Source organism: Sorangium sp. So ce117 (assembly GCF_051524395.1).
Lineage (GTDB): Bacteria > Myxococcota_A > Polyangia > Polyangiales > Polyangiaceae > Sorangium > Sorangium cellulosum_B.
The window spans coordinates 6,569,789-6,591,824 of record NZ_CP150309.1 but is presented as its reverse complement, the minus strand read 5'-3'; the positions used below and the strand labels follow the sequence as shown (position 1 = coordinate 6,591,824).

The window sequence follows — 22,036 nt, the reverse complement described above, 5'->3', positions numbered from 1 at the left end:
AAAACGCCGATCTGGGCCCGTCTCCTGTGCGGGAGACCGCCGCTCTGCTGCCGCTCCGCTCTGGATGGGCCGCTCTGCTCTGGATGGTGCAGAGGGGGGCAGGAACCGCTCTGGCCTGCGCTTCAGCGCGTTGTCGTGGTGCCACGGTTGCCCCGCACGAGCGCGTCGAGCGGCAGCTTCTGATCCTCGAACACGGCGTCTAGCTCCTCGCTGCCCCGCTCTCGCACGCCGGAGCGCGGCGACAGCTCGGGGCGCACCGAGGACGCCGGAGCCATCCGCGCCGACAGGGGCCCCATCGTCTTGATCGACGGCGGGGGCTCGGCGCTCGAGGGCGTGCCGGGCGGGACGGAGCGCACGGAGGGGGGCGAGCTCGCCATCGTGCGCAAGGACGGCGGGCTCGGCAGGCTGCGCCTGGAGGAGGGCGGCCCTGCCTGCGCGCTCGACGGCGTCGGTGTGGGTCGACGCGCCGCAGGGCCCCCTGGCAGAGGGCGCGACGAGGGGACCGGCGGCACGCTCGGCTGCGCGCGCGTCGACGGAGGTGGACCCGACAGGAGCTGTGAGCGCATCGACGGAGGCGGGCTCGACAGGGGCTCGGGGCGCGACGACGGAGGCAGGCTCGACAGGCGGCCGCTCCCGGCAGTCTCCGCGTACGCATGCGCGGGGCCCGAGAGCGAGCGGGCGGAGGGCGGCGGTGCCGATGGCGATCCGCCCGGCACGTACGCGCTCGGCTGCGTGCGCGCCAGCGGCGGCGCGGAGGGCACCGACGGGGGGGAACGGAACGAAGGCGGCGCGCTCGACGGGGGCACCGGCGTGAGCGCGTGGCTCGCGAGGGGCGCCCGGGCCGACGGCGGGGCGGCGGAGCGCGCCGATGGCGGCGGCAGCGTGCTCTGGCTCGTTGACCTCTCGCGGACCTGCGGCGCGAGGCGGGAATCGACGCTCGCGCCCGCCCGCTGCGGTGCGCGGGAGTCCGCGCTCGAGGCCGCCTTGTGGCCGAATGTCTCGCTGCGCTGCGCCCCGATCATCGTGTAGCGCCCGCCGCCCTCGTCGCGCCGACCCGCGTCGCGCTGCGCGTTCGTCTCGCGCGTCTCGCGCAGCGCGCCGTTCAGCATCGCCTCGAGCTCTCGCTCGCTGACCTCCTCATCGAGCCGCAGCAGCGTCGAGTGGACGTCCCGGGCGAGCGCCTCGAAATCGGCGGGATCCCTCGCGTAGACGCTGTTGGACAGGAGGATCGCGAGCGGCCGCCGCTCGGCGGCGATCGTCGCGGCGGTGGCCGCGTCGCAGCGGTGCAGGAGCACCCCGCAGCCCGGCGCCACCGCGAGGCACAGGCTGAAGAGCGCCGGCCACCCGGGATCAAGGACCACAAGAATGCTGGGCACATGAAGCGGGGTTGCGGTGATCTGCGCGCGGCGGTCCATGGCAGCCCGAGGATAAACGAAACTGCTCGAGCGATCGTAGTTCTCTTTCTCTGAATCGGTCATTTTTACTCTGCTTGTACGTTCCGCGTACGTTCTGCGTACGTTCTGCGATGAGGCCAGTGGCGTCGATCTCCTACAGCTCGATTGCGTGTGCGCCATTCATTGCGGCGTCGCGTCATCACGTCGTCGCGACGTCGCGTCATGGCGCCATGGCGTCACGGCGTCGTCGTCGTGACATCGACCTTTCGGCTCCCGCGTCCACCCGGTGCGCGTCCTGCTCCGGGGCGCGCGCGCCGCGCGCCCCCCGCCGGGATGAGCGGCGCGGGGCGCGCGGCGTGGCAACGCCGGTATCGCGGTGGGCGTCGCGGGCTCGGTGGACGCCGGGAGACGACCTGGTGTGATGTCTGCGCGGCGCCGCCTCGCCCCGCGGCGCCGCGATCACAGCCCGGTATAGATGGTGGCGAAGGAGGCCGCCTCGCCGCGGAGAAGCAGGCTGAGCCGCGGGTTCGGCACCTTGAAGGTGTGAATCTTGGCGTTCCGCACGTCGAGCACCGCGAAGGCGCCGCCCGGCGTGCTCTCCGCGAGCCCGTTCATGAGCAGGTTCAGCACGACCGAGACGCGCTTGGACGACAGGGGCTCCCCGCGGAAATACATCTTGATGACATGCGGCGTCCCATCGATGACGAGCCCGAGCTCCGGGTTGACGTTGATCTCGAGATCGCCGAGGCGGTACGTGGACGCCGGCGGCTCGAACCACGTCATCCTCGTCGAGGCGAGGAACTTGCGATATCCGTTCACCACCGACGGGTAAATGCGGCGGCGCCGCTCGTCGTGCTGCGCGGCGAGGAAGCCGTCGAGCACGCTGGTGGGCTTTCCGCTCCTGTGCATGTCGACGATCGCCTCTCGCACCTGCCTGTAAAAGTCCGTGTAGAGCTCGTCCTTCCGCTCCTTGAACTCCCTGACGCCCGTCAGCTTGGGCGTCCCGGCCTTGAGAACGAAGTCGACAAAGTACGTGAGCGAGATCTTTTCCATGAAGTCTCCTCCAAAACGAAGCATTCCGGCGCGCCATTTACACGCTCGTGCGAGAGACACGCCGTCGCGCCGCGTTCTTGATGTCTACCATGGATAGTCATCTTCGACCCGTCGGGAAAGGGATCGATCGGACGGACATTGTCCCAACCCGTCAGGGGCGGACGGTCGTGTCTGCGATCGTAAAAAGTGTTGCTATTACGTGTGTTTACGTGTGTCTCCGGGCACCGGTTCACCCTGCGGCGCGGCCTTCCGCTAGGCTGTGCGAATGGCCATGACGAGAAGAGGCGCGCGCGGCGAAGGTAATCGACAGAATCCAGCTGTTGTCCAGGGGATGTCCTGTGGAGAAGGCCTGTGGAGAACCGGAGAGGAAGGGGCGTTGTCGAGGCGTCGACCCGGTGGGACATGGTCTGTCATAGCCTCGTCCTCCTTGGCGCTTGACGCGGCTCGCGGGCGGGGGAGCGCGCCGGACGCTGCCCCTCGCGCAGGCCGATCGGCGGAGGGGCGTCGGCCCGGCGGGGTGCGTCGATGATGGACGTCAGGCCGGAGCGCGCGGGCGATGAAGCAGGGATCCGCGCCGTTCACCTCGCGGCGTTTCCCTCGGCGCTCGAGGCGGATCTCGTGGACAGGCTGCGGGACGCGGGGCGCGCGGCCGTCTCGCTGGTCGCGGTGACGGACACGGGCATCGTCGGACATGTCCTGTTCAGCCCCGTGACGATCGCCGGCGACGGCGTCCCCGGCAAAGGCCTCGGCCTCGCGCCGCTCGCGGTCTCGCCTGGGCTTGCGGGCCGCGGCATCGGCTCTGCGCTGGCGCGACGGGGGATCGCGGCGTGCAAGGACGCCGGCTTCGCGTTCGCCGTCGTCCTCGGATCGCCGGAGTACTACGCTCGGTTCGGGTTCGAGAAGGCCAGCCTGTACGGACTCGGCAACGAGTACGCGGCGGACGAGGCGTTCATGGCGATCGAGCTCGCGCAGGGGGCGCTGGAGCGCGCCCGAGGCGTGGTCATCTACAGCCCCGAGTTCGGCGTCTTCACGACCTGAGCCCGAGTTCGGCGTCTTCACGACCTGAGCCCGAGCCCGGCGTCTTCACGACCTGATCTCGCGTCCTCTCCGCGAGATCGCCGCCCCGCCGTCCGGCTCAGGGGGGCGCGGCGGACCTGTCGGGCGCTGTCGCCGCGCGCCACGCGGCGGTCGCGTCGAGGCCGTGCTCGCCGAAGCGAGGCGCGTAGTCCCGCTCCACGGCGCGCTCGAGGATCTCGCCGTACCGCGCGGGCGGCATCAGGCCCCAGGCGCGGTCGTCGTCGGAGATCGCCGCGCGCCTCGCGCCGCCAGGGGGCATGTAGCTCCTGCGCAGCCGCGTGAACATGGCGTGGAGCTCGCGCTCGACCAGCTGCCGCACGGCCGGCGCACACGGCTGCTCGAGCAGGTAACGGAGCAGCGTCCAGCCGAAGTCGCGGTGCCGCACCTCGTCGCGCAGGATGCGGTCGAGCGCCCGGCGCGCTACCGGCACGGTGCACCCCTCGCGGAGCACCTTGAAGAGCGGGACCGCGACCGTCTCCCCCAGGCAGAACACCTCCACGCCCGCCCGGGCGATGGCCATCTCGAGCGGCTCGTCTCCGCTGCTCCTGAGCCCGAGCGTCTCGCGGCGGAGCGCCGGCAAGGCGCCGCCGCCCGCGCGGGCGTGGACGCGATGGCTGAGGCGAGCGTGCGCGAGCTCGTCCTTGACGATGCGGAGGCCGTCGTCGATGAGATCCGGCGACGCGCCCATCTGGATCAGCCAGAGCGTGAGGTGCTGCGTGATCGCCGCCGAGCGGTACTCGGCCTCGACGCGCCGCCCCCACTCGGCGCGCACCGCGTCGCTCGCGGGAGGGAGGGGGGCGCGCTGCCCGCGCGGCGCCTCCGCGTCAGCGTCGCTGTCCTGCTCTGCGTCGGGGGCGTCCGTCATGGGATCACGCTAGGCGGGGAGTCCGGGGGCGGCAAGACGGGAGACGGGCGCTCGCCGCCCCCGGAGGAGCTCACGGCGACGTGCTCGGGCGCCCGCCTGGCGGCGCGCACACCTTCACTGTCGAGCCGCAGGCGTCACAGGCCTGCTTGTAACAGGGGTTGATGACGAGCTCCTGGCAGAGCGTCCCGCCCGGACACGCCTCGTCGACCTCGCAACCCTGGCTCGGGAAGCAGCCCGCCTTGGCCAGCACGGGGGTCGTCGAGGCGTCGCCGCAGCCTGGCGTGAGCCAGCGACACGCCGGCCCGAGGTTTTCGCACGCGTCCTCGGTGGCGGCGTTGAGACAGACGTCGGGGGGCGGCGGGTTGCAGAAGATCTCGGCTACCTGCCAGCTCCAGGTGTCCTTTTGCTGAACGCACACGGCCTCGGTCGGCATCGGGCCGCAGCCGGTCATCATCTCGTAGGGGCAGGGCCCGCTCGCCGCCACGCAGGGATCCCCGTCGGTCGGCATCACCTCGGGACACACCGGCGCCGGCGGGTTGCAGGCCGGCGAGATCGGTTCGGACCACGTGCCGTCGTCACCGCAGCTCACCAGCGCAGGGCAACTGGTGGCGTCGTAGTTACAGGTCGTCCCGGGCTCCGCGCAGGCGCTGCCGGCCTTCGGCATCTCCACGGGGCACTCCGGCGGCGGCGGGTTGCAGGCCGGCGAGATCGGCTCGGACCACGTGCCGTCGTCACCGCACGTCACCACCGAGGGGCAACCGGTCGTGTCATAGTCGCAGGTCTTCCCGCGCTCCTCGCAGGCGCTGCCGGCCTTCGGCACCTCCGCGGGGCACTCCGGCGGCGGCGGGTTGCAGGCCACCGTGGGCCCCTCAAGCCACTCCCCGCTCACACACGTGCTGTCGATCGGGAGGCCGCACGACTCCTTACCGTAGTTGCATGTAAGACCGTCCTCCTCACAGCTCGATCCGACCTCCGGCGCCGACTCGGGGCAGCTGCCGGTCGTCACCGTGGGATCGCACCCCGGCAGGGCCACCGCGCCCGCGAGCGAGGCCGCCGCGGCGACGGTCACGATGAACGGCGCCTTCAGCACCTTTCGCTTCTTCTGCGTGGACATGGTTCGACGGGTCCTTTCTTTGGCACAGGTTGGCGCAGGGTTACGTCCTCGCGCGCTCCAGGGCTGGGTTGAGCAAGCGAGGTGCCAGGGCGAGCCATGGCGGACCCGGGAGGGAAATTTGTCAGCAGGAAAGGAAATTGACGCCCTGGGTGTGTCTCTCCACAGCGCTCGTGGGAGCCCCCGAGCGCTGTCCCGCTCGGGCCATGAGCCGATTCAGCGGCAGGCGCTGATCTGCACGTCGTCGATGTTCCAGCCCGACATGGGCGCGCCGCCGAAGGCGATGACGGCGCTGTAGCCGAACCGCACCCGCAGGTTCGAGCTCTTGTAGGGCGTCAGATCGTAGGTGACGCGCTTCCATCCGGACTCGGTGACATCGTCGTGCGGAGACTCGTAGACGATCCGCCAGCGCGATCCGTCGAAGACCTCGACGCGGGCCTTGTTGCGGTAGGTCGTGTTCAGCCATCGCCAGAACGACAGCGTGACTCGCCCGCTCACGAGCGCGTCGACGGCGGGGCTGGTCAGGTAGCGCTGCGGGTGCGGCGCGGTGACGCTCGGGCTGCCGCCGAGGACCACGCCCGCCACGCCGTCGTCGCCGGCCTCGGTGTGATCGCTCGCCGGATCGGGGAACCCCGCGCGCTGGTCGCTCGACGCCCTGGCAGGTCCGATCTCCCACCCCGCCGCGAGGCTCCACCGGGTCGCCTTGTCCGCGAAGGCCTCCGTGAAGAGGACCCGCGCGGAGCACGGCGCGCTCGGGTCGACGTTCCCGGGGGCGCCGCGGAACGCCGTCGGAGAGGCCGCCGCCCAGTCCAGCGCCGGAGACCCGTCCCCCTCCGCGAGCCATGGCGCGTCCGCCGGGCCGGGCGCGCACGCGGCCGCGGCGAGGCCGCACAGGACAGCGGCACGTCCGATCCACCTCTTCATGGTCGCTCCTACGAACGTTCAATGCCGGAGGCGCAGACACCCTTCCGCAGGGCCGTCGCGCGGCATCGAGAGCACGTGTTTGTAGGCCCGAACCGGGGCGGCGGATAGCCCACGTGAGCGGCGGCAGATGCGGTGAGATCGGCGTCGCGCGCCGGCGGGCGCGCTCTCGCGATGGACGGATCACCGGGATGCAGCCGTCACCGGGGCGCGGCCGTGGCCCCGGGCGGCGGGGCAGGCGGGGCCGGCCTGCGCGTGATCGTCTCGCGGCTCGTCACGTCGCTGAGCATCAGCGTGAGCAGGAGGCCGAGCAGGAGCGCCGCCACGATCATCGGGAGCGCGTTCGCGAAGCGCTGCTCGATGAGGTGCATGAAGAAGAGCAGCACGAGCACCGTCTTCACCGTGGCGATGAGCAGCGCCGCGACGACATCGGCCTGGCCGAGGTGGGCCAGCGAGAGGAGGTACGAGGCCAGCGTGAGCCCCATCAGGAGGAGCCAGACGATCACGTAGGTCCGCGAGGAGAGGTGCTTGACGGTCATGGGCGCAACGTCCCGTTAGCGGTGCATCAGGTAGAGCATCGGCCAGAGGAATATCCAGATCACGTCGACGAGGTGCCAGTAGAGCCCGCCGAGCTCGACGTGCGTCTCGTTGCCCGCGCCGTACCGGCGCCGGAAGCACCCCCACGCGAGCCAGCCGAGGACCACGAGCCCCGCGGTCACGTGGATCGCGTGGAGCCCGGTCGTCAGGTAATAGAGCGTGAAGAACATCTTCGCGCCGGCGTACGGGAGCTCCTCGAAGCGGTAGCCGGCGCCGGGGAAGATCCCCTCGTGGAAGTGCGCCGCGTACTCGACGCCCTTCAGCACGAGGAAGGCGAGGCCGAGCGCGATCGCGCCCAGCAGGAGGCGGCCGGCCCTCGCCGGCCGGTCGAGGCGCACGGCGTAGACGCTCAGCGCGACGAGCAGGCTGCTCGTCAGGAGGATCCCTGTGTTGGCCGTCCCGATGACGGCGTTGTTGTGCGCGATCCCGGCGGTGAACTCGGCGCCGAAGACCGCGCGGTAGGCGGCGTACAGGCCGAAGAGCCCGCCGAAGAGCAGGACCTCGCTGGCGAGGAAGATCCACATGCCGAAGTGCGCGGCGTGGGTCTGCTTCTCGAGGTCCTCGAACTGCATGGCCAGCCGCGCCGGGGCGAGCGGCTCAGCGGGCGGGTGAGACTCGGGCATGGGCCTCCTCGTCGGTCAGGTGGTAATCGTACGGGCCGCGATCGACGACCGGGGTCACGGGGAAGTTGTGCTCCGGCGGGATGGGCGGCGTCATCCACTCGTAGCTGCGGGACCTCCATGGATTGGCGGTGGTGCGCGGCCCCCAGCGCAGGGCGACAAGGAGATTCACCAGCGCGAGCAGGAGCGCGCCCGAGAGCAGGAAGGCCCCGCCGGTCGAGAGCACGTTGAGCCACTGGTACTGCTCCGGGTAGCTGTAATAGCGGCGCGGCATCCCGGCGTTGCCCGCCAGGAACTGGGGGAGGAACGTCAGGATGAACCCCGTGAACACCCCGAACGACGTGAGCAGCCCCATCGACTCGGAGTAGGTCCGGCCGAACATCTTGGGGAACCAGTAGTGCGCCGCCGCGAGGAACGCGGTGAGCGTGCCGCCCACCATGATGAAATGGAAGTGGGCGACGACGAAGTACGTGTCGTGCCAGTGGACGTCGAGCGACTGCGTGGCCACGGCGACGCCCGTCATGCCGCCGAAGACGAAGAGGAACAGGAACCAGAAGAAATAGAGCATCGGGGTGTTGAACTGGATGGACCCCTTGTGCAGCGTCGCCACCCAGGTGAACACCTTGATGGCGGAGAAGATCGCGACGAACATCGAGAGCGCGCCGAAGATCCCGGCGTCGAGCTCGCTGATCCCGGCCACGAACATGTGGTGCCCCCACCCCGTGAACCCGATGAACGCGATGCCGAGCGACGAGAGGGCGATCGCCCAGTAGGACGCCGGCTGCCGCTGCGCGAAGGTGCAGACCACCTCGCTGATGACCCCGAGCGCCGGGAGCACCATGATGTAAACCGCCGGGTGCGAGTAGAACCAGAACAGGTGCTGGAACAGCACGGGGTCTCCGCCCAGCGTCGGGTCGAAGATGCCGAAATGGTAGATGTGGTCTATCCCGACGAGCAGGATCGTCAGGCCGAGGACGGGCGTCGCGAGCAGCATGATGATGCTCGTGCTGTAGATGGCCCACACGAAGAGCGGCACGCGTCCCCAGCCGATCCCGCGGGCGCGCATCGTGTGCGTCGTGGCGATGAAGTTCACCGCCGTCATGATCGACGAGGCGCCGAGGATGAAGATGCCGATCACCACCGGCAGGACGCCCGCGGGCGTTGTCGTGCTGTACGGCGGGTAGAACGTCCAGCCGGTGTCGGCGCCCCCGGCGATCGTCGCCCCCAGCGTGATGACGGCGCCGATCGCGTAGACGTAGAGGCTCGCCAGGTTGAGGCGCGGGAAGGCGAGATCCTTGGCGCCGATCATGAGCGGGAGGGCGAAGTTCCCGAAGATGTTCGGGATCGACGGGATCATGAAGAGCCACACCATGACCACGCCGTGGAGCGTGAACATGCGGTTGTAGGTCGCCGCGCTGATCACGGTGGGCCCGGGGGTCAGGAGCTCGGTCCGGAGGACCAGCGCGAAGGCGCCGCCGAGCATGAGCATCGGCACGATCAGCGCGTAGAACATGAGCCCGATGCGCTTGTGATCGGTCGTGAGCAGCCACGAGCGCACCCCCGAGCCGGCGCGCAGATAATCGGCGTCGTGCGCGCCGTGGATGGGCGCGGTCCCCTCGATCTCGTGGGCTGTCATGGCGTCACCCCCTCCGGCGCCGCGGCGCCCGTGTCGCTGACCCCGCCGTCCCACGGCACGACGGCGCCGCGCGGCACGTCGCGGATCGATTTCATGAGCTCGATGATCGCCGCGACGTCGGGCGGCGTGATCTGTCCCCGGAAAGACGGCATGACCGGCGTGAACCCGCGGTGCACCGCGGCGAGCGGATCCATGATGGACTCCGTGATGTAGGCCTCGTCGGCGACGCGCTCGCCGCCGCCATCGAGCGGCACGACCGAGCGGTAGAGCCCGGCCCAGGTCGGGCCGACGTGCTGTGTTCCATCGAGGGTGTGGCAGCGGAGGCAGCCGTGCTTCGCGGCGGCGTGCTCGCCGCGGCTCGGCATCGTCGGCTCGGCCTCGGCGAGCTCGTTCTCCGCCTCGGCGGCGGCCTCCTGCGCGAACGCCGGGGCGCTGGCCACCCCGCCCGCGAGCCAGCGCTCGTAGTCGGCCGGGTCGAGCGCGATCACCTGGCCGCGCATCTCCGAGTGGCTCGTGCCGCAGAACTCCGTGCAGAGGATGGGGTACGCGCCGGGCTCGGTCGCCTCGAACCAGACCGTTGTGTACCGGCCCGGGAGGACGTCCTGCTTGATGCGGAACGCGGGCACGTAGAAGCTGTGGATGACGTCGCGCGACGTCATGATGAGCCGGACCGGCCTCCGCGCGGGGACATAGAGCACCGAGATCTCGCTGTCTCCCCCCGGATAGGCGAACTTCCACATCCACTGCTTGGCCGTGACATAGACGTCGAGCGCGTCCTCCGGCGGCGTGCGCAGGTCGACGAACTGGCGCGTGCCGATGGTCCAGAACGTGAGGAACACGAAGCCCAGGCCGAAGAGCGACACCGTCTCCAGGAAGAGCGCGGGCCGCGCGAAGACCCCGGGGTGCGGCCGAGGCGTGTCCTCCAGCCGGCGGCGATAGCGGATCAGGAAATACCCGCCGATGAGCGTGATGAGGGCGGCGCCGCCCATCGTCACGGAGATGACGAAGTAGTGCAGCCCGTCGATCTCGCGCGCGAGCGAGGAGCGCTGCTCGGGCAGGAAGAGCAGCTGGCGCAGGAGCTCGTTCATCGCGCGCGCCCCTCTCCCCTGCGCCGCCGCCCTTGCCAGCCGAAGAAGGCGATCACCGCGGCGGCCCACGCCAGGATGGCGGCCCCGCCGAGCCGCAGGAAGCCGGCCACATACGGGCCATAGCGGCGGCTCGCGGGGTCGTAGCGATAACACGTCATGAGGACGCGCTCGAGGGGGGTGCCGATCTGCCCGCGGCTCGCCTCGAGGAGCGCGAGGCGGAGATCGAGGGAGGAGAACTCGATGCCATAGAGGACCCGTGAGATGCGGCCGTCCGGCGTGAGGACGAAGATCGCGGCGGGGTGCGCGTATTGCTCCGTCTGCGGGTCGTACCCGAACCGGAAGCCGAGATCGCTTGCGAGCGCGCGGATCTCGGGCAGCGCGCCGGTCAGGAAGGGCCAGGTCTCCCGCGTCGGCGCGCCGGCCATGCCCAGGGCCGACAGCGCGGAGGTCCTCTTCCGCGCCGCGGACGCCGGGGTGTCCCGCGGATCGAAGCTCACCGTGAGCGCGCGGTAGTGCTCTCCCAGCCGGTAATCGAGCTTCGCCATGCCGGTGACCAGGCCGCGCAGCACGAGGCCGCAGAGCGTCGGGCAGCGGTAATAGGCGAGGACGAGGACGACCGGCCGGCGCCCGTCGAAGTGCTCGGCGAGCGGCGCGCGCCGCCCGTCCATGTCGGTGAAGGGGAGCGTCGTGTCGATGGCGTTCCCGAGGCGCTCGTCGATGTCGGCCTCGCGCGCAGCGGGCGGGAGCAATGGCCGATCCGCGGAGGCCGTGAGCGGCGCGCCCGTGAACACGAGCGCGAGGAGCGCCGTGGTGGACAGGTGGTGCATCCTCATCAGCGGCTCTCCTCCACGACGAGATTCATCGCGTCCTCGATCGGGATCTGCACGAGCCCGCGGCCGCGGTCGGCCCAGCCGAAGCGCCCGAGCTCCTCGCGCTTCCGGTGGTTCAGCGCCGTGCCAATGCCCTCCTCGCCCATGGCCTCGCGCCGGAAGATCCGCTGATCCACCCCGGCCACCTCGCCGCGCGGCAGCGAGATCTCCTGGGAGCGCTCGGCGCTCCTCCCCGAGGGGCGGAGCTCCGCTTCTCGCCCCTGCAGGAGCATCCAGGACCAGAGGCCCAGGACGACGAAGATCACGACGACGGCGAACGCGACGGCGAGGATCGTCTTCCAGGGGACGACATCCTCTTCCTGGCGCACGTCGGGACGGCGGTAGTGGGACGTCATATGCTCTCGTAGCGGAGGGCGGCCGGCAGCGCCGGGTCGTTGACGGGGACGAGCGGCCTGCCGCGCACCCGCAGCGCGGCGAACGCGACGCACGGGCCGATCACGGCGAGGAGCGCCGCCACGTCGAGCCAGTGGAACGGCGCGCGAGCGCCCGGGACCTCGGGCGCGACGAGCCAGTGCATGTCGAGGTAATGCGCGACGAAGATCCAGGCGGCGACGGCCGACAGCCAGGCTGGGCGCCGCTTGATCCCGTAGTTGAGCAGGATCGCGAAGGGGATCACGAACCGCGCGAGCACGAGCACGAGGGACGCGATCGCCCACGGGCCGTGGGCGCGGAGCACGTAGAACTCCGCCTCTTCGGGCTTGTCCGCGATCCATATCAGCATGAACTGGAAGAACGCGGCGTAGGCCCAGAAGATGGTGAACGCGAGGAGCAGCCGGCCGAGCGCGTAGTAGTGCGACGCGCTCAGCCCGGGCAGGAGCCCGGCGCGCTCGGCGGCGAACGCCAGCACCGTGAGCAGCGCTATCGCGGCGACGAAGCCGCCGGCGAACACATAGACGGGGAACATCGTCGACACCCACGTCGGCGCGAGGGACATGAGCCAGTCGAAGGCCGCGAACGAGAGCGTGAGCCCGACGAGCGGGAGGCCGGCGACGCTGATCACGCGGAGGCGCCGGCTGTCGGCGAGCGCCGGGGTCGCGTCGCCCTGGATCGAGCCGCGCCGGAGCAGGGCGCCGAAGACGATCCACACCGTGAAGTAGATCCCCGTTCTCACCAGGAAGAAGGGGAGGTTCAGGTAAGGCGTCTTGTGGAGCACGATGGCTCGAACGTGCTCGTCGCCGATCGACTCGGGGTGGAGCCACTCCCCGTAGAGCGCGCCGAGGCCGAACAGGAGCGGGACGAACAGCGCGCAGAGGAGCGGCAGCGCCCCGACGATCGCCTCCGCGAGGCGGCGGACGGCCACTGGCCATGTCGCGGCCATGGCGTGGCAGATCATGAGAAAGAGGAGCGCCCCGACCGCCGTGGTCACGGCGAAGGCGTAGGCCGCGAGGTACGCGTAGAAGAGCCGCTCCCGGTCCACGAACGCCCCGACGACGAGGAGCAGGGCGCCGAGGAGCGCGAGGCCGAGGGACCGCGTCACGATCGCGCGGCCGCCTCGGAAGACAGGGAATCGCCGGTTCACGGGAGCTCCTTCCGGGCGCGCTCGCGGAGGGGTGGGGGGAGCGCGTCGAGCGCGGTGGCGCGGCTCTTCCCGAGTGCCTTCACATAGGCCACGATCGCCCAGCGCTCCCTGAGCGGGACGTGCGGCTCGTACGAGCGCATGAGCCCGTAGCCCTCGACGATGACCTGGTAGATGCGCCCGGGCGGGAACGCCTGGACGCGCGGGTCGACGAGCGACGGCGGGCGCCGGAGCGTCATGTTGCGCGCGACCTCCGACTCGCCATCTCCGGCGACCCCGTGGCAGGCGGCGCAGAAGATCTCGTAGCGATCCTTCCCGCGCCGGAGCAGCTCGATCGTCACCGTGACCGGGACGCGCGCCACGTACGCTCCGTCCGCGATCCCGCGGGTGAGCCCGGGATCGCCGAGCACGCGATCGGTCGGTACGGTGCCCTCGGGCGGGCGGCGCATGGCCGAGCCGTCGTCGAAGAGCTCTGTCTCCTGGTAGGCCGTGTAGCGCCGCTGGCGGAGCATGCGCTCGAGATCCAGCAGGTCCGCCTCGCCGGGCTCGGCGTCGGCCGAGGTCACCGGCGTGCAGGAGAGGCACAGCGCCGCGGCCAGACAGGAGAGCGAGAGGGGCAGTCCGCGCGTCATGATCGCTCCTTCCCGGCCCAGGCCACGGTGAGGGCGCCGAGATCGGTGAGATCGCGCTCGGTGATGGGGCTGATGAGCGCCGGGTCGCGGGCGTCGATGCCGATCCAGAACCGATCGATGGAGGCGCGCTCGAACCCGGGCACGTCGAACACCGGGTGCGAGAGCTCGGGCAGCCGCGAGAGGACGAGCAGGATGACGAACCCCGAGAGGGCGGCCGAGAGCACCATCATCTCGAAGGTGATCGGGATGAACGCAGGGGCCGCGTGCGCCGGCCGCCCGCCCACGTTGAGCGGGTAGTCGAACGCATTGCAATACCACTGGACGAGGTAGCCTCCCGCGGTGCCCGCGAGCGCGAAGGGCAGGACGAGCCAGGTGAGCGGCGAGCGGCGGAACCCGAGCGCCTGCTCGAGGCCGTGGATCGGATACGGCGTGAACGCGTCGAGGCGCCGGTATCCACGGCTCCTGAGCTCCGCGATCGCCAGGAGCAGCGCCTCGGGCGTCTCGAACTCGGCGAGCAGACCTCTCCTCATCTCAGTGCTTCTCCTTGTGGCGGAGCTCGTGGTTCAGCTCCTTGACCTCGGCCACCGGCACGAAGGGGAAGAGGCGGAGGAAGATCAGGAAGAGCAGCAGGAAGAAGCTGATCGTCCCGGCGAACATCGAGATATCGACCCACGTCGGGTGGTAGGCGTGCCACGCCGACGGGAGGAACTCGCGCTGCAGCGACAGGACGATGATCACGAACCGCTCGGACCACATCCCGACGTTCACGAGGATCGAGATGATCCAGAGAAGGATCATGTTCCTCCGGACCTTCGGGAACCACAGAAGCTGTGGCACGAGCACGTTGCAGATCATCTGCGCCCAGAAGACCGCGGCGTTCGGCCCCGTGGGGCGCGCGACGAAGAACTGGTAGATCTCGTACTCCGACGCGCTGTACCAGGCGGCGAAGAACTCGATGATGTACGAGTAGATGACGATCCAGGCGGTGACGAGCGTCATCTTGCTCAGGTTGTCGATGTGCCTCTGGGTGACGACGCTCCCGAGGTGGAAGATCCGACGCGCCGGGATGAGCAGCGTCAGCACCATCGCGAAGCCGGAGAAGATGGCCCCGGCGACGAAGAACGGGGGGAAGATCGTCGCGTGCCAGCCCGGGACGAGCGCCATGGCGAAATCGGTGCTCACGATCGAGTGCACCGAGAGCACGAGCGGCGTCGCGAGCCCGGCGAGCAGCCCGTAGAGGAGCCGGTAGTGGCGGTGCGCGGACGCGGAGCCACGCCAGCCGAGCGACAGGACACCGTAGATGATCCGGCGGCGGCGGTCGGGGGCCCGGTCGCGGAGCGACGCGAAGTCGGGGACGAGCCCGACGTACCAGAACACGAGAGAGACCGTGAAGTACGTGAAGATGGCCGCCGCGTCCCACGGCAGCGCGCTCTTGAACTGGGGCCAGGTCCCCAGCGTCGAGGGGTAGGGGACGAGCCAGTAGGCGAACCATGGCCGGCCGAGGTGCAGGAGCGGGTAGAGGCCCGCCTGCATGACGGCGAAGAGCGTCATCGCCTCGGCGAACCGGTTGATGCTCGTGCGCCAGCGCTGCTCGAGGAGGAGCAGGATCGCGGAGATGAACGTCCCCGCGTGGCCGATACCGACCCAGAACACGAAGTTGATGATCCCGAACGCCCAGCCCACCGGGATGTTGTTGCCCCAGACCCCGATGCCGGTGGTGACGGTGTAGAGGACGGAGATCGCGAGCAGGACCGTCCCGGCGCCGGTGAGGGTGAACGCCGCCCACCACAGCCTGGATCGCGGCTTCCAGACGACCGACAGGAGCTCTTCGGAGAGCGCCTCGTCGGTGGGTCGCCCGAGGAGGAGAGGCTCCGTCACGGCTCTTCGATCTCCGGGTTCTTGTTGTTGACGCGCGCGAGGTACATGGTCCTCGGCCGGGTGCCCTGGTCGTGGAGCACCGCGTAGCTCCGCGGCTCGCCCCGCCACGCCACCATCGCCGTCTCTTCGTGCGTGAGAGAGCCGAACTGGATCGCCTGCGTCGGACAGGCCTGCTGGCAGGCGGTGACGACCTCTCCCGGGCGGATCGGGCGGTCTTCGACCCGCGAGGCGATCTCCGCGCGGCGGATCCGCTGGACGCAGTACGTGCACTTCTCCATGACGCCGCGCTCCCGCACGGTCACGTCGGGGTTGCGCTGGAGCCTCGAGAGCCCGGTGTTGAACGCGCGGAGCTCGCCGTAATCGAACCAGTTGAAGCGGCGGACCTTGTACGGGCAGTTGTTCGAGCAGAACCGCGTCCCGACGCAGCGGTTGTAGGTCATCTCGTTGAGCCCGTCGGGGCTGTGCGTCGTCGCGTTCACGGGGCACACGTACTCGCACGGCGCCTTCTCGCAGTGCTGGCACATCATGGGCTGATGGACGACGGCCGTGTCGCGCGGGTCGCTCGATACGTACGAGTCGATGCGGAGCCAGTGCATCTCACGGCTGTTCAGGACCTCCTCCTTGCCGACCACGGGGACGTTGTTCTCGGCCTGGCACGCGACGACGCACGCGCTGCAGCCGGTGCAGATCGTGAGATCGATCGTCATGGCCCATTGCTCCTTCAGCGGCCCGGGGGCCACCGCGGGCATGAGGGACGGCTGCGGCCCCTTCAGCGCTTCCGTGAAGCCGGGGTGCTCGCGGTAGACGGTAAGGGGGACCGAGAGCGCGACAGGGCGCCCCTCCAGGCTCCAGTGCGTCTGCGTCCTGGCGAGCTTGTGCTTCTGGTCGGGCCGCTTCGTCACCGAGACGCCCGCCGCGAAGAACGGCGTGGCCGCGGCGCGGAGCCGGTACGCGTCGGACCCCACCCCGGCGGCGATCGACTCGGCGCCGCTCCGCCCGTAACCGAGCGTGAGCGATACCGTCCTGTCGGCGTGCCCCGGCGCGACGAGGACAGGTATCGATATCTTCCGCCCCCCGAGCTCGAGATCGACGACATCCTCGCTCTCGACGCCGAGCGCCTTCGCCGTCTCCGGGCTGAGCAGCGCGGCGTTGTCCCAGGTGAGCTTCGTGACGGGATCGGGCAGCTCGAGCAACCACGGGTTGTTGGCGAACCGGCCGTCATAGACGCTCGCGTCGACCGAGAAGGCGACCTCGATGGCGTCCGCCGGCGGCGGGGCCGCCGCCGCGAGCTGCGCGAGCGCCGCGATCACGCCGTCGAGCCGCAGCGAGGCGCTCTCGCGCGGGGCCGCGGTGCCCTCGACGAGCCCGCGCCGGAGCGCGTCCTCCCAGAACGCGTCGAAATCGGCGCCGCCGCGGCGCGCGGCCCAGGCGTCGCGCAGGAGCTCTCGCGCGCTCCTCGGGGGCTCGCCCGCGAACACCGCGAGCACCTCGGAGGTGGTCTTGCCCTGGAAGAGCGGCTCGATGAGCGGCTGGACCAGCGAGGTCGTGCCGTCGTACGCGCGCGCGTCCCCCCAGGCCTCGAGCTCGTGCGTGGCGGGCACGAACCAGTCGCAGCCGGCGGCGGTCTCGTCCTCGTAGAGGCCGAGGTAGACGCGGCTCGGGACGGAGCGGAGCAGCGCCGCGAGCTCGAGATCCGCGGGCGCCGTATAAACGACGTTGTTCTCGAGGAGCACGAGCGTATCGACGGCGCCGCGGCGGATCTCCTCGGCGAGCGCCGTGAGGTCCTGCTCGGCGGCGCCGGCCGTGATCAAGGTCCCGGCGGTGGTCCACGCCGCGCGGTCGTTGCGGAGCGCCGTGTTCATGAGGTGCGCGAGCGCGTGCACCCCGGGAGGCTGCCGCTCCCCCGCGACGACGACGCTCGCCAGGCCGCCGCGTGCGAGGTCGCGCGCGAGCGCCCGGACGAAGCGCCTCTCCGCCTCGCTGACCCGCGCCCGGAGCGGCTCGAGCGCGCCGAGCGCCTGGGGAGGGATGAACCCCGGCCGCGCGCCCTCGGTGAGGAGCAGCTCGGCGGCGATCGCCGCGGCGATCGCCGGCACGTCGCTCGGCCGCTTGCGCAGGCGGTGATCGGCGATGCTCCCCGTCGGGGTCAGCCCGGGCTCGATCACATAGAGACGGTTCATCGTGCCCGTCGGCGAGCCGACGCGCCTCCGCTCGGCGAACTGGCGCGCATACCGCGCGTGGAAAGGCATCGACGCGAGGAAGTCGGCGTCGAGCGCGAGGATCACGTCCGCCGTCCGGAAGTCGTACTGCGCCTGGAGCGGAGCGCCGAAGGCGAGCTCGGCCCCGCGCGCCGGGTGCGGCGACCTCGCGGGCGCGTGGAACGTGAACCGGGCGGCCGGATAGCGCGCCTGGACGCGGCCGATGAGGTCGAGGACGAGCGGAGAGCCGGTGGGACGAAGGACGAACCGGAGCCCGGCGCCGCCGTCGCTCCGCGCGCCCCCGAACTGCTGGACGAACGCCTGCCACGTCGCCGGGTCGTGGCCGCGCCGCGCCGCGCGCGCGCGGTGCTGATCGTACAGGCCGAGCACCGACGCCTGCTCGTAGGCGCCGGTGGAGCCGAGGCTCGCCGGGTGCTCCGGGTTGCCCTCGATCTTCGTCGGCCGCCCTTCGTGGCTCTCGACGAGGACGCCCGTGGCGAACCCGTCGAGATCGAGGCTGGTGGCGTAATACCGGAGGACGCCCGGCGTCACCTCGGGCGGCGTCGTCACGTAAGGGACGATCTTGTCCGCAGCCCTCGATCTGCACCCGGACACGCCGGCGAGCGCCATGCTCGCGCCGAGGAGCTTGAGCCAGCTCCGCCGGCTCACCGCGACGGGCTCGCCGCCTCCGCCCGGGAGCTCCCGCGCCGCGGCCTCGCGGAGCTCCGGTGACTCGAGGAGCTCCGCCAGGCTGCGCCAGTACGCTTTACCGGTCTTGCCGTCGAGCGCGGCGCTCCACGGGGTCTGTCTCTGATCAGCCATCGTCCCTCTTCAGGTCATCGGTGGATCGGCGCCGCCGCCGTGGCGGCGCTCCGCTGCTCGCCGCCTGTTGGCCTTCTGTCTCGCGTGCTCTCGCAGGCTCCCTTTGTGTCTCGCGTGGATCCCTCGTTTGCCTCCCGCGCTCCGCCTGCGCGCGCTCACCTGTGGCAGGTCGAGCAGTGGACGAGGCTCCGCGCGCCGACCTCCTGCGCGATCTGCCGGCCGATCCGCTCCGCGTCGGGGCCGGGGTCCCAGTCCATGTCCACGATCGTGGAGAGCGGGCGGAGGTGCCGCTCCGGCGCCCTGTGGCAGTCGAGGCACCAGCCCATCGTCATCGGCGTCGCCTGGCGGACGTCGGGCATCTGGTCCACGCGGCCGTGGCACGTCACGCAGCCGACGCCCTTGTTCACGTGGATCGCGTGGTTGAAATAGACGAAGTCGGGCACGTCGTTGACGCGGTTCCAGACGATCGGCGTGTCCGAGAAATAGCTGTTCCGGACGAGCTCGAGCTTTGGGCTCTGATTCCAGACCTGGCTGTGACAGCCCATGCACAGCGCGGTCGACGGCATGCCCGCCGTGGCCGTCTGCTCGACCGTGTGATGGCAGAACCGGCAATCGATGGCGTCGTCCTGCACGTGGTGCCTGTGGTCGAACTGCACCGGCTGCTGCACGGGCAGGTGCCGCCCGGTGTTCCAGTCCGAGCGCACGTAGATCATCGGCGCTGACACGGCCGCCGCGCCGCCGAGGAAGACGGCGGCGATGGCGAGTCGGAAAGCGGTGTTGCTCCAGCGCGGAAAAACGGATGCCATGCTCTCGTGTGCTCGGCCTCGCTCGAAGTGCGGCGATGGGGCCAGCTCCATCGATATCGATGCGTGGATCGCGGGGCTCGTTTCGCGATCTCGCCACGCCCCGAACGCCGGCGCAGGCGCGTCAGGGGGGCCCGCAGCGGCGCCGTCCGGCGTGCGCGCGCGGCGGGCGCCCTCGATCGCGCGCGGGGGGTGCGGGCGCCTCCAACACCGGATCGTCGCCGCCCTGAGCTTCGATCTACGATATCGTCAAGCCATGAGGCCGTCGAGCTCAGCCCTGTCGCCCCTTCCGCTCATCGCGCTTTCTCTGGCGGCCGAGCTCGCGTTCGTCGCCTGCTCGCGCGAGGCGTCGATCTCTCCGCTGCCGCCCGGCACGACCGGCGGTGCCTCGTCGGCCGCAGCCGGCGGAGCGGGCGCGAGTGGAGGTGGCGGCAGCGGGGCTGGCGCGAGCGGGGTGGGCGGCCGCGCCGCTGGCGGCGGCGGGGCTGGCGCGAGCGCCGCTGGCGGCGGCGGGGCTGGCGCGAGCGGGGCTGGCGGGAGCGGGGTGGGCGGCAGCGCCGCTGGCGGCGGCGGGGCTGGCGGGAGCGGCGGTGGTGAGCCCGCGGCGGGATTCAGCTGCGCGCCGCCGAGCGAGGACGAGGGCGCGCTGAAGCTCACAACGCTCGTCTCCGGCCTCGATCACCCGCTCCTCGTGAAATCCGCGCCGGGCGACCCCACGCGGCTCTTCATCCTGACGCAGCCTGGCCAGATCCTCGTCCTCGACGATGGATCGGCGGAGCCCAAGGTGTTTCTCGATATCCGGGATCGCGTCCTGTTCAATGACAACGGCGAGCGCGGCCTCCTCGGGCTCGCCTTCCACCCCGATTACGAGGACACCGGTCGCTTCTTCGTCCACTACACGGACAAGGCGACGGGCGGCAACGCGCGTGTGGTCGAGTTCGCGCGGGGAGAGCGACCGGACGTGGCCAGTCCAGACCCGGTGGCCACGCACCTCGAGGTCGTGGATCTGCATCGAAACCACAACGGCGGTTCGCTCGAGTTCAGCCCGATCGACGGCTTCCTCTATCTCGGGCTAGGCGATGGCGGGGACAACAACGACGCGGGCCCCAACCATGCGGACATCGGCAACGGCCAGGCGCTCACGACCCTGCTCGGGAAGATCCTTCGCCTCGACGTCTCGACACACCCGTACAGCATCCCGGAAGGGAACATGACGGGCGAAGGCGTCCTGCCCGAGATCTGGGACTATGGCTTGCGGAACCCGTACCGCTTCAGCTTCGACGCGTGCACGGGCGATCTCTACATCGCGGACGTCGGTAACCGCCTCTGGGAAGAGATCAACATCGAGCCGGCCGGGCAGGGACGGAAGAACTACGGCTGGCGCAGGATGGAGGGCGCGCACTGCTTCATCCCCGCGGAGAGCTGCGATCTCGAGGGGACCATCACGCTCCCTGCCGTCGAGTACGGCCACGCCGGGCTGGACATCGCGGATTGCTCGGTCACCGGCGGTTACGTCTACCGGGGCAGCGAGATCCCGTGGCTCCGGGGGAGCTACTTCTACGGCGATTACTGCAGCGGCAGGGTCTGGACGCTCACCTACGAGGCCGGGGTGGCCTCCGCGCCCGTCGACCGAACGGACGACCTCGGATCGTTCGGCTTCAGCATCGCCAGCTTCGGGCAGGACGGCGCCGGCGAGGTCTACGTCGTCGATCTCGGCGGCACCGTGTACCGGATCGATCCGGAATGAGCGCTCACGGCCCCCTCGCCGCGCGCCGCGGCGGCGCACCGCCGCGCGCGCCGGGCCGGCGCAGCGCCGCGCCGGCGCTCACATGGACCAGCGGAGCCCGGCGTAGCGCGGGCCGATGACGAGCTCGGGCGGCGGCGCCGGCGTGGAGGCAGCCTGCTTCTCGGGCTGCACCGGCACCTTGCGGCCCCCGATGATGGCGAGCGGGATGCCGACGCCGGCGAGGACGAGCCCGCCGACGACGAGCCCGACCCCGGCGCCTTCCGAGCCGTCCTCCTCGTAGCCGGTGTCGTCGGCGAACGGGTCGCTGGAGTCGTACCCGCAGCTGTCGCCGGAGCACGAGGGGGTGGAGGCGATCACCAGGCCCCCTCCGAGGAGGGCGATCGTGCCGAGGCTCGTCAGGACGATGCCGGTGACCATCATCCCCTTGCTGCGGCGCTTGGTCAGCGGCGCAGCCGGGGGCGCCGGCGCGTGCGCGGCGACCGGCGCGAACGGGGCGCCGCTCGCTCGCGGCGCGGCGGGGCCGCCCGGAGGGGGCGCGGCGGCGCCCGCAGGCGCTGCGGGGCCGCTCGGCGGGAGCGCGGCGTCGCGCGCCGGCGCGCCCGCGGGCAGCGGCGGGATGGCCAGCGTCTCCGAGGCGCCCGCCCGGGTGAGCTCCATGGATCTCGCGAACGGCGCTCGGCCGGCGGCGGAGGCCTCGACCGTGTGCTTCCCGGGATCCACGGGCACCGGCGTGCCCCACTGCGCGCGCCCCACGAGGGCGCCGTCGCGCTTCACCTGGAGGTCGGCCGGGGAGTCGGTCGGCGCCGTGATCGTCAGCCGGATGAGCCGTGGCTCGAGCGCGGCGGCGCGCTGCCGCGCGACCTTCTCGCGCTCCAGCTGGCCGGCGGCCCTCGACGCGCCGGCCACCTCGAGGAACATCGACCAGGCGCTCGCCGTCCGGCCGAGCTGCTCGTAGCAGGCCGCGAGGTTGAACTGCGTGCCGATCCCCGGGTCGAGCCGCTGGCTCTCCTCGAGCTTGGGGCACGCGTCGGCGTATTTGCCCTGGGCCATCAGCTGCTTGGCCGCGTCGAACAGGGCCTGCGCGGCCGCCGTGTCGGCCCTCGCGTCGCGGCCGCCCGAGAGGAGGGCGGCAAGGAACATCGCGAGCGCCAGCAGGCGCCCGAGGTGCTTCACGGGCAGGCTCGTCAT

General features: G+C 71.0%; 20 protein-coding genes. 2 read left to right on the top strand and 18 right to left on the bottom strand.

What is annotated here, in order from left to right:
* Positions 1-122 precede the first annotated feature (122 nt).
* Together WMF46_RS24650 and WMF46_RS24645 are read right to left on the bottom strand one after the other, a co-directional pair.
* Positions 123-1,478 (bottom strand): hypothetical protein, encoded by a 1,356-nt coding sequence (locus tag WMF46_RS24650; protein WP_437987818.1) that lies wholly within the window; start codon positions 1,476-1,478, stop codon positions 123-125.
* 375 nt (positions 1,479-1,853) lie between these two features.
* Positions 1,854-2,447, bottom strand: a complete 594-nt coding sequence (locus WMF46_RS24645; RefSeq protein ID WP_437555268.1) for a hypothetical protein — start codon at positions 2,445-2,447, stop codon at positions 1,854-1,856.
* Between the two features lie 525 nt (positions 2,448-2,972).
* Here WMF46_RS24645 and WMF46_RS24640 point away from each other — a divergent pair.
* Positions 2,973-3,485 carry a GNAT family N-acetyltransferase gene (locus tag WMF46_RS24640; protein WP_437987817.1) on the top strand — a complete coding sequence of 171 codons (513 nt, stop codon included), beginning with the start codon at positions 2,973-2,975 and terminating at the stop codon, positions 3,483-3,485.
* A gap of 97 nt (positions 3,486-3,582) precedes the next feature.
* On the opposite strand, the gene WMF46_RS24635 is transcribed toward WMF46_RS24640, so the two are convergent.
* The 15 genes from WMF46_RS24635 to WMF46_RS24565 all read right to left on the bottom strand — a co-directional run bounded on the left by WMF46_RS24635 (position 3,583) and on the right by WMF46_RS24565 (position 19,104).
* Positions 3,583-4,389 (bottom strand): ferritin-like domain-containing protein, encoded by an 807-nt coding sequence (locus tag WMF46_RS24635; protein ID WP_437987816.1) that lies wholly within the window; start codon positions 4,387-4,389, stop codon positions 3,583-3,585.
* A gap of 70 nt (positions 4,390-4,459) precedes the next feature.
* Positions 4,460-5,503: a hypothetical protein gene (locus WMF46_RS24630; RefSeq protein WP_437987815.1), complete on the bottom strand. Its 1,044-nt coding sequence runs from the start codon at positions 5,501-5,503 to the stop codon at positions 4,460-4,462.
* 213 nt (positions 5,504-5,716) lie between these two features.
* On the bottom strand, positions 5,717-6,424 hold the full coding sequence (locus WMF46_RS24625; RefSeq protein WP_437987814.1) for a hypothetical protein: 708 nt from the start codon (positions 6,422-6,424) through the stop codon (positions 5,717-5,719).
* 197 nt (positions 6,425-6,621) lie between these two features.
* Positions 6,622-6,960, bottom strand: a complete 339-nt coding sequence (locus WMF46_RS24620; protein ID WP_437555254.1) for a cytochrome C oxidase subunit IV family protein — start codon at positions 6,958-6,960, stop codon at positions 6,622-6,624.
* A gap of 15 nt (positions 6,961-6,975) precedes the next feature.
* On the bottom strand, positions 6,976-7,641 hold the full coding sequence (locus WMF46_RS24615) for a cytochrome c oxidase subunit 3 (protein ID WP_437979259.1): 666 nt from the start codon (positions 7,639-7,641) through the stop codon (positions 6,976-6,978).
* A complete protein-coding gene (locus WMF46_RS24610) occupies positions 7,616-9,274 on the bottom strand; it encodes a cytochrome c oxidase subunit I (protein ID WP_437987813.1) in 1,659 nt (552 codons plus the stop codon). Before WMF46_RS24610 ends, WMF46_RS24615 begins: the two co-directional genes overlap by 26 nt.
* On the bottom strand, positions 9,271-10,362 hold the full coding sequence (coxB, locus tag WMF46_RS24605; protein WP_437979258.1) for a cytochrome c oxidase subunit II: 1,092 nt from the start codon (positions 10,360-10,362) through the stop codon (positions 9,271-9,273). The genes WMF46_RS24610 and coxB overlap by 4 nt, the downstream gene beginning before the upstream one ends.
* Positions 10,359-11,195 carry an SCO family protein gene (locus WMF46_RS24600; protein WP_437987812.1) on the bottom strand — a complete coding sequence of 279 codons (837 nt, stop codon included), beginning with the start codon at positions 11,193-11,195 and terminating at the stop codon, positions 10,359-10,361. Before WMF46_RS24600 ends, coxB begins: the two co-directional genes overlap by 4 nt.
* Positions 11,195-11,587: a hypothetical protein gene (locus WMF46_RS24595; protein WP_437987811.1), complete on the bottom strand. Its 393-nt coding sequence runs from the start codon at positions 11,585-11,587 to the stop codon at positions 11,195-11,197. Before WMF46_RS24595 ends, WMF46_RS24600 begins: the two co-directional genes overlap by 1 nt.
* On the bottom strand, positions 11,584-12,771 hold the full coding sequence (locus WMF46_RS24590) for a hypothetical protein (protein ID WP_437987810.1): 1,188 nt from the start codon (positions 12,769-12,771) through the stop codon (positions 11,584-11,586). The genes WMF46_RS24595 and WMF46_RS24590 overlap by 4 nt, the downstream gene beginning before the upstream one ends.
* Positions 12,768-13,400 carry a c-type cytochrome gene (locus WMF46_RS24585; protein WP_437555241.1) on the bottom strand — a complete coding sequence of 211 codons (633 nt, stop codon included), beginning with the start codon at positions 13,398-13,400 and terminating at the stop codon, positions 12,768-12,770. Before WMF46_RS24585 ends, WMF46_RS24590 begins: the two co-directional genes overlap by 4 nt.
* The gene (locus WMF46_RS24580; RefSeq protein WP_437987809.1) at positions 13,397-13,930 is read right to left on the bottom strand and encodes a DUF3341 domain-containing protein; all 534 of its coding nucleotides are present in this window, start codon (positions 13,928-13,930) and stop codon (positions 13,397-13,399) included. The genes WMF46_RS24585 and WMF46_RS24580 overlap by 4 nt, the downstream gene beginning before the upstream one ends.
* Before the next feature lies 1 nt (position 13,931).
* Entirely contained in the window at positions 13,932-15,278 is a 1,347-nt protein-coding gene (nrfD, locus tag WMF46_RS24575) for an NrfD/PsrC family molybdoenzyme membrane anchor subunit (RefSeq protein ID WP_437987808.1), read from the bottom strand.
* Positions 15,275-18,298, bottom strand: coding sequence for a TAT-variant-translocated molybdopterin oxidoreductase (locus WMF46_RS24570; protein ID WP_437987807.1), 3,024 nt, complete (start codon positions 18,296-18,298; stop codon positions 15,275-15,277). The genes nrfD and WMF46_RS24570 overlap by 4 nt, the downstream gene beginning before the upstream one ends.
* Before the next feature lie 155 nt (positions 18,299-18,453).
* Positions 18,454-19,104 (bottom strand): cytochrome c3 family protein, encoded by a 651-nt coding sequence (locus WMF46_RS24565; RefSeq protein ID WP_437987806.1) that lies wholly within the window; start codon positions 19,102-19,104, stop codon positions 18,454-18,456.
* 253 nt (positions 19,105-19,357) lie between these two features.
* On the opposite strand from WMF46_RS24565, the gene WMF46_RS24560 reads away from it, so the two are divergent.
* Positions 19,358-20,848, top strand: a complete 1,491-nt coding sequence (locus WMF46_RS24560) for a PQQ-dependent sugar dehydrogenase (protein ID WP_437987805.1) — start codon at positions 19,358-19,360, stop codon at positions 20,846-20,848.
* Positions 20,849-20,926: 78 nt separating this feature from the next.
* On the opposite strand, the gene WMF46_RS24555 is transcribed toward WMF46_RS24560, so the two are convergent.
* Complete coding sequence (locus tag WMF46_RS24555) at positions 20,927-22,036, bottom strand: hypothetical protein (RefSeq protein ID WP_437987804.1); 1,110 nt, start codon at positions 22,034-22,036, stop codon at positions 20,927-20,929.